Origin of the sequence: Bifidobacterium sp. ESL0682 (genome assembly GCF_029392815.1) — a bacterium.
Lineage (GTDB): Bacteria > Actinomycetota > Actinomycetes > Actinomycetales > Bifidobacteriaceae > Bifidobacterium.
Genome location: NZ_CP113942.1, coordinates 1943260 through 1959679, shown reverse-complemented (window position 1 = coordinate 1959679; position 16420 = coordinate 1943260). Strand labels below are relative to the sequence as shown.

Annotated in this window: 10 protein-coding genes and 1 pseudogene; 8 read left to right on the top strand and 3 right to left on the bottom strand. The window is 55.8% G+C overall.

The window, feature by feature from the left end; translation table 11 throughout:
- The first annotated feature begins 752 nt into the window (after window positions 1-752).
- The 7 genes from OZX57_RS08100 (at window position 753) to OZX57_RS08070 (ending at window position 9713) form a co-directional block, all read left to right on the top strand.
- Window positions 753-929: a hypothetical protein gene (locus OZX57_RS08100; RefSeq protein ID WP_277162124.1), complete on the top strand. Its 177-nt coding sequence runs from the start codon at window positions 753-755 to the stop codon at window positions 927-929.
- A gap of 17 nt (window positions 930-946) precedes the next feature.
- On the top strand, window positions 947-3556 hold the full coding sequence (locus OZX57_RS08095) for an isopeptide-forming domain-containing fimbrial protein (RefSeq protein ID WP_277162123.1): 2610 nt from the start codon (window positions 947-949) through the stop codon (window positions 3554-3556).
- 123 nt (window positions 3557-3679) lie between these two features.
- Window positions 3680-5401 (top strand): isopeptide-forming domain-containing fimbrial protein, encoded by a 1722-nt coding sequence (locus OZX57_RS08090; RefSeq protein WP_277162122.1) that lies wholly within the window; start codon window positions 3680-3682, stop codon window positions 5399-5401.
- Window positions 5402-5434: 33 nt separating this feature from the next.
- Window positions 5435-6442, top strand: a complete 1008-nt coding sequence (locus OZX57_RS08085) for a class C sortase (protein WP_277162121.1) — start codon at window positions 5435-5437, stop codon at window positions 6440-6442.
- Between the two features lie 46 nt (window positions 6443-6488).
- Entirely contained in the window at window positions 6489-7181 is a 693-nt protein-coding gene (locus tag OZX57_RS08080) for a hypothetical protein (protein ID WP_277162120.1), read from the top strand.
- The gene (locus tag OZX57_RS08075; protein WP_277162119.1) at window positions 7168-9366 is read left to right on the top strand and encodes a hypothetical protein; all 2199 of its coding nucleotides are present in this window, start codon (window positions 7168-7170) and stop codon (window positions 9364-9366) included. The genes OZX57_RS08080 and OZX57_RS08075 overlap by 14 nt, the downstream gene beginning before the upstream one ends.
- 59 nt (window positions 9367-9425) lie before the next feature.
- Window positions 9426-9713: a hypothetical protein gene (locus OZX57_RS08070; protein ID WP_277162118.1), complete on the top strand. Its 288-nt coding sequence runs from the start codon at window positions 9426-9428 to the stop codon at window positions 9711-9713.
- A gap of 252 nt (window positions 9714-9965) precedes the next feature.
- Here OZX57_RS08070 and OZX57_RS08065 read toward each other — a convergent pair whose 3' ends face one another.
- From OZX57_RS08065 to nrdF, 3 genes and pseudogenes are all read right to left on the bottom strand, one after another.
- Complete coding sequence (locus OZX57_RS08065; protein WP_277162117.1) at window positions 9966-11951, bottom strand: leucine-rich repeat domain-containing protein; 1986 nt, start codon at window positions 11949-11951, stop codon at window positions 9966-9968.
- Between the two features lie 135 nt (window positions 11952-12086).
- Complete coding sequence (locus OZX57_RS08060; protein ID WP_277162116.1) at window positions 12087-13151, bottom strand: 2,3-butanediol dehydrogenase; 1065 nt, start codon at window positions 13149-13151, stop codon at window positions 12087-12089.
- 263 nt (window positions 13152-13414) lie between these two features.
- Window positions 13415-14433 (bottom strand): annotated as a pseudogene (gene nrdF / locus OZX57_RS08055) (class 1b ribonucleoside-diphosphate reductase subunit beta).
- A 532-nt stretch (window positions 14434-14965) separates the two neighbouring features.
- On the opposite strand from nrdF, the gene OZX57_RS08050 reads away from it, so the two are divergent.
- Window positions 14966-16417 (top strand): amino acid permease, encoded by a 1452-nt coding sequence (locus OZX57_RS08050; protein WP_277162115.1) that lies wholly within the window; start codon window positions 14966-14968, stop codon window positions 16415-16417.
- Window positions 16418-16420 lie beyond the last annotated feature (3 nt).

Below are 16420 nucleotides of genomic sequence, written 5' to 3'. Positions count from 1 at the left end.
GGATTTGGGCATCATCGTGAACTATGACCTAAATCACATTAGTTTTGAGACAGCCTGTTCGCGGTTCCTGTAGTGTTTTGATTCGTACTCAATGGCATAGGCGAGTAAGCGAAGTAGATGAGGGATATGTGTGTAACGGTGGAAGCGCCATGGCATGGCGCTGGTCTGGGCAGCTCGTTCCTTATTTCGATGAAAGCCTGTCGAAGAAAGAATCCCGTTGTCGGATATGCGATGCGGGATGTTGGATAACAAAGTAAGAAATAGTCCGGAAACGGAAACGAGAAGAGAAGAGCGCCGCCGGTCGTGGTCGGTATCAAGCGAAATCCACGGCTGACGGCAATGGTTTGAATTTTGGCGAATCCATAACCAGCTCTTCATTGTACAGCAAGATCTGTGCACAAGGAGGAGTCTATGTTTTTAGCATAGAAAAGCGGCATATCTCAGCATTTGCCGGACAAAGCGGCAATTTGGTAGACCAATGGGGTTCGATGGCGCGTTTTGGATACGTTGGCTGTATCCGCGCATAATCCATCAGGTATTGCTGCGTAAAACGATTTAAGAAACGAGTTCGGCGTCGTATATCGCCTGATCTCGCATCCTTGGGGCGTCTGAATGAGAGACGCCCTGCAAACACAGCTCCACTGCACCGTGCAATGTGCATGAGTGTGACTGTTGGATTCTTTCCGGCATGGGAGTTTGACCATATTCAATGCAACGCAACAGTTTGAAAGCGTCAACGCAAGGAACGATTCATGCGTCATGAAAAGGTGAAGGTCTCGAAAATGGCTTCGTTGAAAAAGAAATCAGCGTTTGCGATCACGCTGATGGCGGCGTTTGCGATTGTGTTTACTTCTTTCGCTGTCTCTGTCGGTCTGCGTGGCTCGACTCCGCAGGCGACATCGACTAGGAATTCAGCCCGTCTTCGGTGATTCGGAGCGAACAACGCATGCAGTTCCCTGACTATGGGCAGTCCGCCCGGTTTGGTGTTGCAGGCAACGATCGCCAAGGCTATGCCGCTGCGGCTTATGGCAACCATCTGGCCTATGTCAGTCAACAGGGCCGGCCTGGTATGTCAGGCGACGGTTCGGTGGTCATCGAGACGTTCACGGGGGATTACTCGACCCCGAATACAGACGCTTCTGCGTGGACGGGAAATCTTGACCATGCGGGCGGTGTGCTGCCTGGCTCGATCACAGTTGCTGCTCCGGCCGATGCTTCGGGATTCGGCTATGGGGTCGCGATGGATGCCAGCCGTCTTGTGATCAGCGCGAAATGGTCGCAGCAGGTTTTTGTTTATGATTTGAATGGCGTCTTGCAGCGCACCATCAATGCTCCGGTCGATGACGATCGGGTGCAAGCCGATAATTTCGCGGAATCTGTTGCATTGAATGGTGACATGTTGGCGATTGGTGCACCGAATTCAACTGTGGATGGCAAAGGCGACGCTGGTGCCGTCTTCACCGTTGACCTCGGGAATCCGACGTCAGCTCCGGCAGCCTTGTTGCCGGCGAAGGGTGATCCCTCGATCAAGGAGGGCGCTTTGGCGGGCCAGAGCGTCGCTGTGAAGGGGACCATGGTTGCCGCCGGTTTGCCTGGTTATGTCACGAAAGTCGGTGACGCTTCGGTGACCACGGGCCTGGTGCAGCTTTATCAGGCGAATGTGTGGAAGGCCGATCTCGTGGTCGACCCGGCCAGTGGGTCATATCCTTCTGCTAACGGTCCCAGCATGGCGGGCCTGGGCCGCGCGCTTGCTTTCAGCAATGACGGTTCGACCCTGTATGCCGCGGACCCCTCTTGGGATTCGGCTACTACTTGGGGAGCACAAAGAGGCGCGGTCCTCGCTTTCAATACCGAGTCCGGAGCAATCGCCCATACCATTACCTTGCAGAATGCCAATTACTTCGGCGGTTCCCTCGCTGTCGGTGACGCAGAGGCAGGCAACGACACCTTGTTCGTTGCCTACCGAGACACGGATGGTGACGATAAAGGGCGCGTCCGGGGCTATGCCGTTGCGAGCGATGGCGCCGTTGTCGACAAGGCAACACTGCAACCTTCGGATGCTGCTGGAGACGTCGGTTTCGGCTCGCTTGGTCTGTTGGGCGGTTCCATTGTGCCGTATTCGGTCGTCGGTCAGGACGGTGCGAAGCATCGTCGCCTCTTCGTCACCTCGCGCGACGCCAATTACAATTTCGAGACGCAGCATGGCCTCAGTCTGACGAAATCGGTGAATCCCGGCAGCGGTACTCGTGTGTTCCCGGGGCAAAAACTCACCTATACCCTGACCGCCACCAACTCGAATCCGAAGGGCAGCCTGATGGAGACGACGGTGAAGGACGACTTGACGGATGTGCTGGCTTACTCCAAAAGCGGAGCCCTGGAAGGTCTGAATGCGGTGTTCGATCCGTCGACCTCGACCCCGGCGGTTCCGAATGTGGATTTGGGATCTAAAACCCTTGTGTGGAGCGGATCGATTCCCGGAGGTTCCTCCTTGACAATCACTTATTCGATTGTTGTCGGCAAAAGTGAGAAGGCTAAGTATTACGACGGTTCCGTGAAGAATGTCTTCAGCTCCGATCGTTCGCAGGATGTGCCGGCCACTAACAACCCCTTGGGCAAGATCGATACGACGTTGGGCATCGAGGACGCCGACGGCAACCCGGTTCCGGCGGGAACTTCGCTAGGCAAGGATCAGGATTACGTCTATGTCGTCACCGTCGGCAATGACACAGATACCGATGCCCCTGCGTTCTCAGCCACCGGTGACCTCAACGGCATCGTGGACGATGGCACTGTCGGGCAGTCTGGCATCTCCACTGATTCGGGTTCAGCCGTCTACGACCCGGCGACGGGCAAAGTGACATGGAACGGCACTGTGCCGTCAGGCAAAAAGGTGAAGATCAAGATTCCGTTCCATACCAATGCAGCTGGCACCTCTCCGAACGGTGACTCATCGATTGTCGGCAACGTCGACAATCCGCTCGGACCGAACCCTGAGCAGTCCAAGGACGCTCTGGTCGATGTCGGGCTGAAGAAAGAAGTGTATAAGGCCAACGGTTCACAGCCGATAGCCACGGTAAAGCCCGGGGCGAAGATGCGCTATGACGTCGTCTACGAGAACACGACCGGAGTGACGCTCGGCAAAGCCGATATCCTCGACGACCTGAGCAACGTGCTCAAGAGCGCCACCGGGCCCACTGACTTGTCGGCCACCTCCTCGGATTCTGCTCACGTCTTGAAAGCGCCAACCTTTAATGCAGCCAAAAAACAACTGCAGTGGAGCGGTACAGGACTGAAACCTGGAGAACGGGTGACCCTCTCCTACACGGTAACGGTCCGGCGAGATGTCGAACGTGATGTCGAAATCCACAATGCAGTCTCCTCGCCGCAGACCTCGCTTGCCCCGAGCACCACAGTGAAGACGCTTGCAGCCGGAGAAACGGTGGGGACACTGCCGCTGACGGGCAAACAGGCATGGATATTGCTGCTCTGTGTGCTTGTCGGCCTGGTCGTCATTGGCGCTTCCTACGTCATAAGGCGTAAGTCGCGTAGCAAGTAATAAAGATTTCTTCCGTCAAACAGATACGGAAGACCTGCGGCGACGGCAATCGCAGTCGCCGCGCAGCGTAGGGGTACAACAACGAGATTTGTTATCGCCCCAACCGCAAGGAAAGGAAAAATAATGGGAAAGACAAAGTTGGCGAGGCTTCTTGCCTCAGCAACCGCGCTTGTGGCCGGAGCGACTATGTTCGCGTCCACTGCTATGACGGCCTCTGCGGTTGAGAGCCAGCCAGATGTGGACTTGACGCTGAAGGGCGAAACTGTTCAGGGCCGCACTTATTCGGCGGTCAAGCTCGGTGATTACGGCAACGCTGTCAGCGGCAGCGGCTCGATTGCGAGCAGCGTGGAAGTCTCCACAGTGGACAACGCCGCCATCAAGTCCTCTTCATCTTCGGCACTGACCACGACGCTCAGCCAGCTTGGCTCGGCTGATACATTCACCGATCCGATTGGTTATGTGGCCAGCAAATGGAACACTGCCGGGGATACGACCTCCGACAAGGCCACTGCCTATGAAGGCAATCTGCGTCGGTTCGTTGCCAATCTTTGGAAGGAATCCGCAATCAAGAGCGCGGCTGCCTCTTCCACCATCACCGCCACCGGCACCAAGGACAACGGCGCAAAATTCACCATGCCTAATGGCGTCTATCTGATTGTGGACACCACCGCCGATACGGCCACTGGCCTTGGTGAGCACACCGGAGCCTCGATTCCGATGTTGGTGAGCACTACCAGCCCGAACGCTCCCGGCATGGCTGGCGCTGTCAGCGAGATTAACGTCAAAGCTCCGTACCTCGGCAAGCCAGACAAGACCACGGACAAGCCGAGCCACAACGTCGGTGACGTCGTGCCCTTCAAGATCAGCACCACGGTGCCGACCTACACGGACTTCGACCAGGCCTCCTACAAGCTCATCGTTCACGATCAGCTTTCTCAAGGTCTGACCTACCAGGACGCGGCCTTCAACGCGGTCGTTAAGATTGGTGATAAGACGCTGGCCAAGGGCACTGATTACACCGTCACCGTTCCCGCCGACGGCACTAAGGCCGCTGCGCTTACCTTCGATCTCTCGCCGTATATGCAGGCTCAGATTGCCGCTAAGAACTACAAGCTTGCCGGCTCCACCATCACTATCTCCTATGGTGCCGTGCTGAACGAGGATGCCATCTCCATGGCTCCTGGCAGTGTCAAGAACTCTGCAAACGTCGAATACACCAACGATCCGAATTCCAGCACTGAGCACAACAAGACCAACACCACTGAGCCTGGTCAAACCCCGATTTACACCTTCGGTTTCGATGTCGAGAAAGTCGCTAAGGATACGGGCGAAGCCCTTCCCGGCACTCAGTTCCAGATCTCCTTCAACGGCCAGCCGGTCAAGTTCTTCGATGAGGGCAATGGCAACTACCGTTCCCCGATGAGCGGCGAAGCTACCGTCGATACCGTCACGGTTCCTGCCGGCGGCACTATCCACGTGCAGGGCGTCGAGTCTGGCACCTACACGGTGAAGGAAACCAAGGCCGTGGACGGCTTCAAGAATATGAACACCTCCTTCGAAGCGATCATCGCTCCCGTCTATGCCGCTGACAAGACGCTGACTTCGGTCAGCTATGAAGGTGGCAAGGACGTGACCTGGAATCTTGTTTCCCACAGCGACAACTCCTCCAAGAAGTACACCGTCACCAACGTGCGTAGCCTGGCTTCCTTGCCGCTCACGGGTGCGGCAGGTATCACCATGCTGGTCGCCTTCGGCGTCCTGCTTGTGGCTGTCGGCTCTGGCCTGTACGTCGGCGTGCGTCGCAACCAGCGTGCACACAACATGGACGAGCCAATCGCCCTGTAAACCAAACAGCAACGACAAAACAGGAATTTCGAAATGACCAAGGCCTTATGCGCGGGGAGCGGTGCGTCGGCAGACGATGTCGTCAAGCCGCGCAAGGCCTTGGCTTTTCCCGATAAAGACGATATTCAGGCCGCGCAGGAGAGGGCCAAAAAGGCCCGGAGAACACAACTTATCCTCAAGGCCTTGGCGGTACTGATGCTGCTTTCCGGCTTCGGCGTCGTCGCTTATCCTTTTACAGCTCAGTTCATCACCGGTATGAGCCAGAGGCGACAGTCTGATTTCTCGGCTGCGCAGGTGGCAGGTTGGCCATATCCCCATGCCAAAGAGGCGTTGGAGGCGGCTGACCAATACAACCATAGACTCGCCTTGAGTGGTCAGCCGGTGATGGGTGAGAGCGTTGATCCGTTCTCGTCTGGGAAGTCCGCTGGTCAAAGCGCCGAAGAGCGTGATCGGGCATATCAATTTCTGCTTGATCAAGGCGGAGGGGTTATGGGCTCCATTGTGATTCCCAAGATTTCCGTCAATATTCCTATTTTTCATGGCACATCAGAAAAAGCTCTCGCCGCCGGTGCCGGCCATCTGTATGGGACCTCGCTGCCGGTCGGAGGCACGTCCACCCATTCGGTGATTACCGGGCACAGGGGCATGGTGCAGGCGTTGATGTTTACCAGACTTGACGAAATGAGGAAAGGCGATACTTTCTACGTCAGGACGATGGGCAAGACAATCGGCTACAAAGTCGATCGCATCAACGTCATTGACCCGCAGGATACCAGCAGACTCAAAATCGAACGGGGTGCGGACAGAATCACCCTGATGACCTGCACTCCTTATGGGATTAACACGCATAGGCTACTGGTCTCCGGAGTCCGTTCAGAGATTCCCAATGTAATACCTGCGCCTGAGGATGCTCGGCCTGATTTCGTGCTGTTGATGGCATTGGTGCTTCTTTTGACGCTTGTGACCTTGGTGGTCCTCGCGTTCATTCGCAGCCGGAAGACAGCGTTCCCGATTCGCCATGCTCGGGATGAGAAACGATGATCAACACTTCGTATGGTTCGCAAAATGCAAGGTTTGGCAAGGAGAAATGATGGCAAAACACAAAATGAAAGCGAGATCATCCTCGATTCGTCGGAAAACAATCGTTGCGTTGGCCGCGTCCGCGATGCTCGTGTGCGGGGCGACGGTAAGCAGTGCAAGCGGGCCGACTTCGACGGGTACCGACTTTGATGTGGACATTCAGGCCGCTACTGGCCCTAATCCGCAGAGCAAGGGTACGGGATCGTCGGATGATCCCATCATCATCGATTTGGTCGATCCTCTGTCCAGCGGCACCCAGCATTGGAATGTCACTGTCAAATCGCTGGGTAATGACGTCGGGTCGTTGCAAATGAAATTCCTTGACCCGGACCCCAACATGAAAATCAAATACAAGCAGTTGCCTGCTTCGGCCACCAACGGTTCCATTGACCAGATGAACTATGCCTATTATCCCGACCTGTTCACCCAGCTGCGTTTCAGTGTCTCCGACGGATCCCGGCAGTTGTGGACGGGCAAGCTCGGCACGGAGGGGAACCTGAATCTCAGTGACCCCGCCGCGAACAACGCCAAGGCGCCAGGCTGGCTTTCGGCTCGTGTGCCGGCTCCTATACATGCAGGGGAAAGCAAGACCTATCAAGTAAACGTATATGTGGATTCGCCCATGAGCAAGGATCAGCTTGCCGCCTACAACGGCACCACCACTCGATTGGGTCTGATTGTGAAAGGTGAGACGAGATGAATTCGAACAAAACCAGATTCAGGGGCCGCATGATGCTGGCCGTCACGTTGGTGACTGTGTTGATTGCCAGCCTGTCGACGGTGGCCTATGGCGCCTACGTGAAAAGCAAGAGCGTCGCAGTCTCTTCCCCGAAGAGAACTTCACTACCGGAGCGGGCGTGCAGGGCGAATACGCTCTGGATACCCAGATTGCCAAGGATAAAAGCGGCAACATCTGGGTATGGGGCTACTACAATCTTTGCAACATCGACAATGCGGGACAAGGCGGCTACTATGGCGGCGGCAAAAATGGCGCTGTCTACACGGGCAATGCAAGTGGCAGTTGCGGGGGTGTTACCATCAACAACAAACCTTCGGTGATTCGTGGCTTCACCTGTGCTACCGATGTGGCTGGTTCTGCGTATGCGCTTATGGCAGTTGACTGCTACGGCAACCTCTATGGATGGGGAGACAACACCCAGAACGGTTCCGTAGTGGCCTCCGACCCTGCGTTCATTGCAGCGGGCGGGCCCAAAACCAATGTGACGGGAGGCGTCTACGGGCTTTACAAGAACCAGAAAGGCGCTTCGGAAGCTATACCAAATACGGTCAATCAGGCCAATCCGCAAGCTAGTCCCGAGACATGGAAGCCAATCGATGGTCCCGGGGCTCCTACAGGAACCTATCCCGGCGGCGATAATACCTCGAAGGTAGTCAAGGTCGCTTCTAATGAGTACGGATTCGCTTGGCTCAAGGATGACGGGACGGTATGGACTGCGGGTGCCAACACTTATGGGGCCCGAGGCGTGGGCAAATGGGGAAACACGGTCGACCAGTGGGGCAGCGTGGGCACCGCTGGATATCCGGTTGGTAACAGCTGGGGTGTGGCTCTTTCGCCCACTAAGGTGACTTTCCCTGGAAACGTGAAGATTAAAGCGGTCTATAGCGGATACTTGTCATACTTTGCAATCGATACTAACAACCAGGTGTACTTCTGGGGCCAGTCGTATGCAGGTGGCGCTGCCATGAGCAACGATGAGCTTGAAGCCTATTCCTCATCGACCGACACCAGTAAGCCGTGCCGCAGCCTGGCAGGTAGCAACTATTATTGCTTCGCGCCGGTGCCAGTGCCGAGCCTCACCAAGCTGATAGCAGACAATGGCGGATTTACCAAGCTCTTAGGCGGTTACAGCTATGGAGCCATGCTTACCAAGAACAAAAAGCTTTGGACATGGGGTGTCTCGACCGATGGTGTCGGCATGCCGGAATCGGACAAACAGAATGATTTGACATACCGGACAACCCCGCAGGTTCTTTCCACAACGGCAGTGGATGGTTCTACCGTGACCGCCGACAATGTGATCGATGCCAACGGTGCCTATCATGCCGGACAGTTTGTGACTGCGGACGGTTACGCGTGGGCTTGGGGGCAGCATAAGTGGGGCGGGGCCTTCTCGTCCAACATGTCGCCCACCCAGGACGCCCTGCCGACCAACGATAAAGACCGTCCTGGCATCGTCTGGGATCCCACTAAGGATCCGCAGCATCGTATGGCCGTAAAGGTAGGCGGCAACAAGGATGGCGCCAATCTCAACTTAAGCGACGGTTCCGTCTATACCTGGGGCGAGAACGGGGGCGGCGTCTCTTTGGGCGGCCAGGGCTATGGCACGACCGTATGCGCCTACGGGCAGCCAGGATGCGTCTCGCCCAAGGTCTTGGCGACGCTGGGCAAGAGGGCACAGTCCGGCCTCTACGTTTGGCCGGCCACGTTTGTGCCTGAAGTGCAGAACGTCGGCAGTTACCAGACGGTGATTAAGAACGCGTATCCCTTCCAAGCGACACCGGTGCACGATGGCGATGAAGTGAAATATACAGTGCTGGTACGCAACGAGCTGTCGAATTTCAAAAACCCGACTGTGAAAATTGAAGACAGCTGGGGGCAGAACGGTACATTGGTGCCCGGCTCGTTCTCGGTCAAATACACCTCCTCCAACAGCAAAGATACTGACATCGATATCGCCGATCGATTCGTCCTATCGCCGACCGGCTATTCGACGACTGACCCGAGCATGCAGCTCGACCCGCTCAGTGTGATAGCCATAACTTATCGGGTCAAAGTGAGTGGCACAACTGGCAACGTCGGTGGAACGGTCGTTCTGTCAAACACGGATGGCGCAGGGGGCAGATTGATTCCGATGAGGCCCTAAATCCTATTGAATGATTGGGTAGTCGTCGGGAGAGCTGTGACCTTCAGGCGACTGCTTGATTGGAAATCGAAAATGAAAGTGAAGGTAATGTAATGGCCCAGTCTGATAGTGGTGCGATTAATAAGAAGCATCGAGTCAGCGAGCGAATGTTGTCGGTGAGGGTTCCTGAGAAGCTGAATCAGTGGCTTCGTTGCGGTGCCGATGCAGAAAGCATCAAGCCCTCGGTCTTGATACGTAAGGCTATCGGCGAATATCTGGAGTTGCATCATGGGCGTTTCGAGGAGATTGCGGAAATCATGAGTGGCTGTTCCCAAAGTTCTATGAGGACCTCATCGGTAACGGATTAGGAGATTCTCGGCGAGTGCATGAACGTCGCTGGGTGAAGATTTATTCTTCATTGTTACGGTGAACAATCGGAACGAAAAGCGATGCACGCCATATAACAGAAGTGGGGATGACCGATGATTGGTCATCCCCACTTCTGTTATATGGATTGGTTTATATCCTCAGGTCAAGCATGACTTCGGTTTAAGGTTCAGGGGTAGAATTCCATGAACCTTAAACCAAGATTGGTCAGTGTAGGTCAGTCTGTTCTTCCGTCAGCAGATGTGGAAGAAATGGCCGATTTGTTTGACTGTGCCCGTGATGGCATTGCCTACGCCGCTGATGATATTGCCTACGCCATTGACGATGTTACCGAGACCATCGATAACATCGTCAAGGAACGACGGCTTGTGATCGGAATCGTCGGGCGCGGTGGCCGGATAGGCGACGCTGTCGTCGTGCCAGTTGGCGTATAGCGTGAGATCACCGGTCACCGGTGTATTGAAGTTGTAATCCTGATAGGTGACTTTGCCGTCAGAAGCAGCGTTCGGGGCTGGGTTGACGGCAATCTGCCAGCCGAGGAAGGTGTATCCGTCGCGCTTCGGCCTGGCCGGTTGCATGGCTGTCTTGCCGTCAGCGACAGTCTGGTTTGCCACGGCGCTGCCACCCATGGTGTTGAAGGTGACCGTATGCGAGGTCGCCTCGGCTGCAAAATGATTGCGGGCGATGGTGCCGCTGAAGGCGAGATGGCTTTTCCCAAGTTGGATGGTGTCGGAGAAAGACAGTGACAGCGAGGTGCTTGCATCTGCTGCGCTCGCCGCCCATGTGACGATGCCGGTCTTGGCGTTGTAGCTTCCCGATGTGGGGTTCATGGCTGTGGGCTTGAGATGTGAACCGTTAGGGGCTACCGCCGTTTCAAGCGTGGCTGAATTCGATGCGGACGGCGTCGCCTGATTTCCGGATTGATTGCTCAGGGTGCCGCCGGTGATGTTGGTAAGGCGGGCCAAGGGCTTGGTATTGGTGATCATGTTGTTGCTGAGATCCAGATAGGTCAGACTGGTCAGTCCTGCGAGGCTGGAAAGGTCGGCGATGCGGTTGTGCGCCGCACTGAGATAGCCAAGCTGCTTCAACGAGGCGAGTGGGCTGAGGTCGCTGATGCGGTTGCCTTGGTCCATTTCACCGAGATTGAGGTTGGCGAGGTTGGTCAGTTTCGACAGTGCGGAGATGTCGGTGATGACGTTGCCGGACAAATCCAGGTCTCCCAGCTTGCTCATCGCCTGCAGTCCGTCTGCCGACAAAAGTGCGTTGTCGTCAAGGTCGAGGCCGGTCAGATTGACGAGGCCCGCCAACGGCGTTGCGCTGTTGATGCGGTTGACCTGCAGCTGAAGTTGGTCAAGGTTGGTCAGGCCTTGAATGCTGGAGATGTCGGTGATGGCGTTGTCGCTGAGGTCTAGATAGGTGAGTTGTGTCAGCCCAGCCAGTGGCGTGGTTCCGGTGATCCTGTTGCCGTTGATGGTGAGGGAAGTGACTGCCTTGAGATTGGCAAGGGCAGAGAGATCGCTGATCTGATTGTTGCCCAGTTTGAGGGTGGTGAGCTGGGTGAGATTCCTCAGTGGGTCGATGCTGACGATTTTGTTGTGCCCTGCGTCGAGATTGTCCAGTGAAGCCATCTGTTCAAGCCCAGAGAGGGAGGAGATTTGGTTGTTGTTGACTTCAAGTTCCTCAAGCTGGGTGAGACCGGCGAGAGGAGTGATGTCAGTCACCGAATTCTGCTGAATATTGAGATTCGTCAGTTTGGTGAGATTGCGCAGCGGGGCGATATCGGCGATCTTGTTGTTGCTGAGGTCGAGGACGGTCAGCTTGGTGAGCCCCGCAAGTGGGGTGATGTCGGTGATATTGTTCCCAGCCAAGTGCAGACGGTCAAGGTTGGTGAGCAATTGGAGGCCTTCCAGATTGGTGGAAGGTGAAGTCGTATTGCCATAATTGTTGTCGTTGACGACGGTGGTCTTGTCGATGACCTGCTGAGTCAGCACCGCATCGGCAGAAGATTGCGAAGCGGTGGCAACGGCTGCGGCCAAGCTCTTGTCGGGGAAGCACTGAGTAATGGTGCTCTGCCCGACTACGCATCCCTGTGCGGTTTCGGCGGCTTGGGCCGAGATCGGCATCAGAGTGGCGATGCCAGCGGCTATGGCGATGCCGACGGCGCATACGCGTCGTGCGATTCCGGTTTGTTTTGTTGTACTGCTATGAAGTGTATTCATTCTTGCGTTTCTATGATTTTATTATTAGTGAGCGGTTCCTATTCTATGGTAATGGTGGACGGGTTTGGCTTCGGATACAGAAGTGGGGATGACCAGCGATTGGTCATCCCCACTTTTTGCGTAACAATCAGCTATTTACAGCTCCGGGTCGATCATTACCTTGACCTGGGACTTGTCAGTAGCCAGGGCCTTGATGCCTTCGATGGCGTCATCGAGGCCGAGCTTCTTGGTGACAAGCGGCTTGAACTGGTCCTGGTTGGCGGCGATGATGCCGAGCACCGTGTCGAAGCAGTTCTCGTAGGCGAGGGTCGTGGTGATGGTGAAGCCCTGCATGATGACGTCATCGGTGAAGTTGACGTTCAGCGGCTTGCTGAGCGCGACGAGCTGTACCGTGCCGTTGCGGCGGGTGACCTGCAAAGCGGTGTCGAATGTGGCCTGCACGCCGCCGCATTCGAAGGAAACATCCACGCCGTCGGGGCAGTCCTTGCGGATGATGGCGTTGACGTCTTCCTTGGTCGGATTTAGCACGTCGGTGAAGCCGAGCTCGCGGGCCTTGTCCAGGCGAACGTCGGAGACATCGGAGATGTAGACGCGGGGTGCGCCGGCGATACGAGCCAGGATTGCGGTGGTCAGGCCGATCGGGCCTGCACCCAGCACTGCGACGTTCTGGCCGACGCGCAGGCCGGAGCGCTTGATGCCTTCGAAGGAGACAGAAGTCGGCTCGCAAATCGCACCCAGCTCGTAATCCAGGCCTTCGGGAAGGTGGTGTGCGAATACGTCGTCGATATTGGCGTATTCGGCCATGCCGCCGTCATCGGAGAAGCCGAGGAAGTTACCGGCGCCATCTTCGGCCACAACCTTGTCGCAGAAGTTGTAGTTGCCGGAGCGGCAATTAGCGCACTTGCCGCAGGCGATCAGAGGCTCGACCGCGATGCCGTCGCCCACCTTGAAATCGGTGACCGCGCTGCCGACCTTGACGACCTCGCCGGAGAACTCATGGCCGAGGGTGATCGGCACCGTCTTGCCGGTCAGCGGGTGCGGCTGTGTGGGCAGGCCCCAGGCCGCAGAATAGGCATGCAGGTCGGAACCGCAGATGCCGCAGTCCTTTACCTTGATCTGTACTTGGTTCGGTTTCGGATCAGCAATGGCGACATCCTCGACGCGCACATCTTCCTGGCCATAAATACGAACAGCTTTCATCGTTGATTCCTTTCGTGCCAAGGCCCTGTTGCCTCGGTATTACGGTAATTATATAAAATTTTATGCAACGACTGGCAATAAGCGCAAAAAAGATCGGCAATGTGAATAAATGAACAAATCAATAAATCTATCGTTTCGTAATAGTCGATAAATGGAAATAGAGCAGCAAAAACAGCACAAAGGCCGGTAGATACAAGGTTGAAAATGGCTGTTTTCCTGCCAATTCAAATGTTGTATCTACCGGCCTTTGCGCTGATAAGAACTTAGAAGTCCCAGTCCTCGTCGTCGGTCGCCTCGGCGTTGCCGATGACGTAGGAGGAGCCTGAACCGGAGAAGAAGTCGTGGTTCTCGTCGGCCGAGGGGGAGGCGCGGCGATGATCTCGGGGCTCACCTTGGTCTCAGCGGCGCTGAACTTGGCCTCGTAGCCGAGGTTCATCAGCGTCTTGTTGGCGTTGTAGCGCACGAATGCCTGCACGTCGTCGATGAAATCGAAGCCTTCGTAGACCTGATCGGAGTACTTGACTTCCAGTTCGTAAAGCTGGTTCAGCAGGTCGTCGGTGTACTTCTTGAGCATTTCCTGGTCGGCCTCGGTGCGGTGCTCGAGGTGGCGCTGATACTTGTAGCCGGAATAGTAGCCGTGGATGGCCTTGTCGCGCAGGATGAGGCGGATCATGTCCGCGGTGTTCATCAGCTTGGCGCGGCTGGAGAAGTAGAGCGGCAGGTAGAAGCCCGCGTAGAGCAACAGCGAGGAGAGCATCACGGCCGCGACCTTGCGCTTTAGCGGGTCGTCGGACTGATACTGCTCCATGACGATGCGCACGCGCTCCTGCACGAGGTCGTTGCCCACGGCCCAGCGGTAAGCTTCGTCGATCTGCTCGGAGGAGCAGAGGGTGGAGAAGATGGAGGAGTAGGAACGGGCGTGCACCGACTGCATGAAGGCGATGTTGGTGTAGATGGCCTGCTCGTGCTCGGTGAGCGCGTCAGGGATCTGGACGAGTTCGCCCACGGTGGCCTGCTCGGTATCGAGCGTGGTCAGGCCGGCGAAAACGCGGACCGTGGTGGTGCGCTCATGCTCGGTCATGGAACGCCAGGTGGGGATGTCGTTGGACAGCGGCACCTTCTCAGGCAGCCAGAAGTTGGCGATGAGGCGGTTCCAGACCTCGAGGTCCTTGTCGTCCTGGATGTTGTTCCAGTTGACGGGGCGGATGCGCAGGCTCTTCGGGTCCGCGCCCTTCGCGAAGGCCGTCGACCACTGCGGGGGAGTGAGTGAATCCGCCATCATCTTGTCGTCGGCGAGTTTGACCTCGTATGTCATAGGTATTCCTTCTTTTCGTGCCGGTCTGTTTTTAAAGTTTCGTCGGTATTCGTAATCGCCTGGTCGGCTGCTTGCGGATACGTTTCAGAGGGTACATTCTTCCGTATTCCGTTGACATAAAGCGGCTGGTTCTCAACACTGGCAACACTACATCTAGTGGTTCGGCAACGTGATACCTCTAAATATAGTAATCGGTAGGCTGTGCCTCTGCTCTGCGGCACGCGGGATATTGCTGTGATGTATCTAACACGAATATGTTGAGCCTTCATTCGCCCTGAGCATCGAGCGGCGATTGTGCGGCGTTCGTACGTCGTGTGGTCGGAACGATTTTGAACGCCGCGGTTCACCGTGCCACTATGCGAACTGATGGTGTTCTGTGCAGATAAAATATAGTACGTTCGATTATCGAAATAGAGAATCAAGTGTGCTCAGTAAGGCTGGCACCATCAACCAAGATTTTCATGATTCATTTAATGCTATTAGAGATGAAGGATTAGGTATGGCGACGTTCAAGGAGCGTATTTTCCGAAAAGAGGATCCCAGCGTCTATGAGCAGAAGGATGCTCATCTGAAGCGGACCCTGCGCGTGCGAGACTTTTTGGCCCTGGGGTTGGGAACCGTCCTGTCGACGGCTATTTTCACCCTGCCCGGAACGGTGGCGGCACAGCATGCGGGCCCAGCCGTAGTGCTCTCCTTTATCGCCGCTGGTGTGGTTGCCGGACTGGTGGCCTTTGCCTATGCCGAAATGGCTTCGGCGATGCCGTTCGCCGGTTCTGCGTATTCATGGATCAACGTCGTTTTCGGTGAGTTTTTTGGCTGGATTGCCGGCTGGGCCCTGTTGGCGGAATATTTCATCGCCGTAGCCTTCGTCGGTTCGGGCCTGTCCGCCAATTTCCGCGGTTTGATTGAGCCTCTGGGTTTGAAACTGCCGAAGATGTTGGCCAATCCCTTTGGAACTGATGGCGGGATAATCGACCTGGTTTCCGTGGTCGCGATTCTCGCCGTGGCGCTTCTGCTTTCCCGAGGAGCCAACCAAACCAGTCGTGTCGAAAACGTTCTGGTGGTTTTGAAGGTAATCGTTATTCTGTTGTTCATCGTGGTAGGCTGCACGGCTATCAAGCCGCAAAACTACGTACCGTTTATTCCGAAGTACCATCTCAATCCTGATGGGTCGGCCTTCGGCGGCTGGCAGGGAATCTATGCCGGCGTTTCGATGATTTTCCTGGCATATATCGGCTTTGATTCCATCGCCGCCAATTCCGCTGAAGCCAAGGATCCTGCCAAGACAATGCCGAAGGGAATCATGGGTTCCCTGTTGATCGGCGTCGTATTGTTCGCGGCTGTTTCGCTGGTTCTGGTCGGTATGTTCCACTATCCGCTCTATGCCAACAACGCCGAACCGGTGGGTTGGGCCTTGCGCAAGAGCGGCCATGTGATCATTGCCACGATCGTGCAGGCAGTGGCCTGCTTGGGTATGTTCGCAGCGTTGATCGGCATGATGATGGCTGGTTCCCGCCTGCTCTATTCCTTCGGACGCGATGGCCTGCTCCCGCGTTGGCTGGGCAAGATCAACGAGAAGCACCTGCCGAATAACGCCTTGTTGGCGTTGACTGTCTTCGCCGTAATCATTGGTTCCATTTTCCCGTTCGCGTTCCTCAGCCAGTTGATTTCAGCTGGAACTCTGATTGCCTTCATGTTCGTCTCGCTCGGCATCTATGGTCTGCGCAAGCGCGAAGGCAAGGATATTCCTGAGCCTGGTTTCAAGATGCCGTTCTATCCGGTGATGCCTGCCTTGGCTTTCTTGGGTTCCCTGATTGTGTTTATCGGACTGAGCAATGATGCGAAGATCTATGCCTTTGGCTGGTTCGTCTTCGGCCTGATTCTCTATTTCTGCTACGGAATGCGACATTCCGCTCTTAACAGCGAAAAGTCTCTCAGCGCTGACAAGTAAGGA

Excerpts from the sequence above, each read along its gene's own strand:
- OZX57_RS08100 (WP_277162124.1), top strand. The coding sequence starts at position 753 with ATGCGTCATGAAAAGGTGAAGGTCTCGAAAATGGCTTCGTTGAAAAAG.
- OZX57_RS08095 (WP_277162123.1), top strand. The coding sequence starts at position 947 with ATGCAGTTCCCTGACTATGGGCAGTCCGCCCGGTTTGGTGTTGCAGGC.
- OZX57_RS08090 (WP_277162122.1), top strand. The coding sequence starts at position 3,680 with ATGGGAAAGACAAAGTTGGCGAGGCTTCTTGCCTCAGCAACCGCGCTT.
- OZX57_RS08085 (WP_277162121.1), top strand. The coding sequence starts at position 5,435 with ATGACCAAGGCCTTATGCGCGGGGAGCGGTGCGTCGGCAGACGATGTC.
- OZX57_RS08080 (WP_277162120.1), top strand. The coding sequence starts at position 6,489 with ATGATGGCAAAACACAAAATGAAAGCGAGATCATCCTCGATTCGTCGG.
- OZX57_RS08065 (WP_277162117.1), bottom strand. The coding sequence starts at position 11,951 with ATGAATACACTTCATAGCAGTACAACAAAACAAACCGGAATCGCACGA.
- OZX57_RS08060 (WP_277162116.1), bottom strand. The coding sequence starts at position 13,151 with ATGAAAGCTGTTCGTATTTATGGCCAGGAAGATGTGCGCGTCGAGGAT.
- OZX57_RS08050 (WP_277162115.1), top strand. The coding sequence starts at position 14,966 with ATGGCGACGTTCAAGGAGCGTATTTTCCGAAAAGAGGATCCCAGCGTC.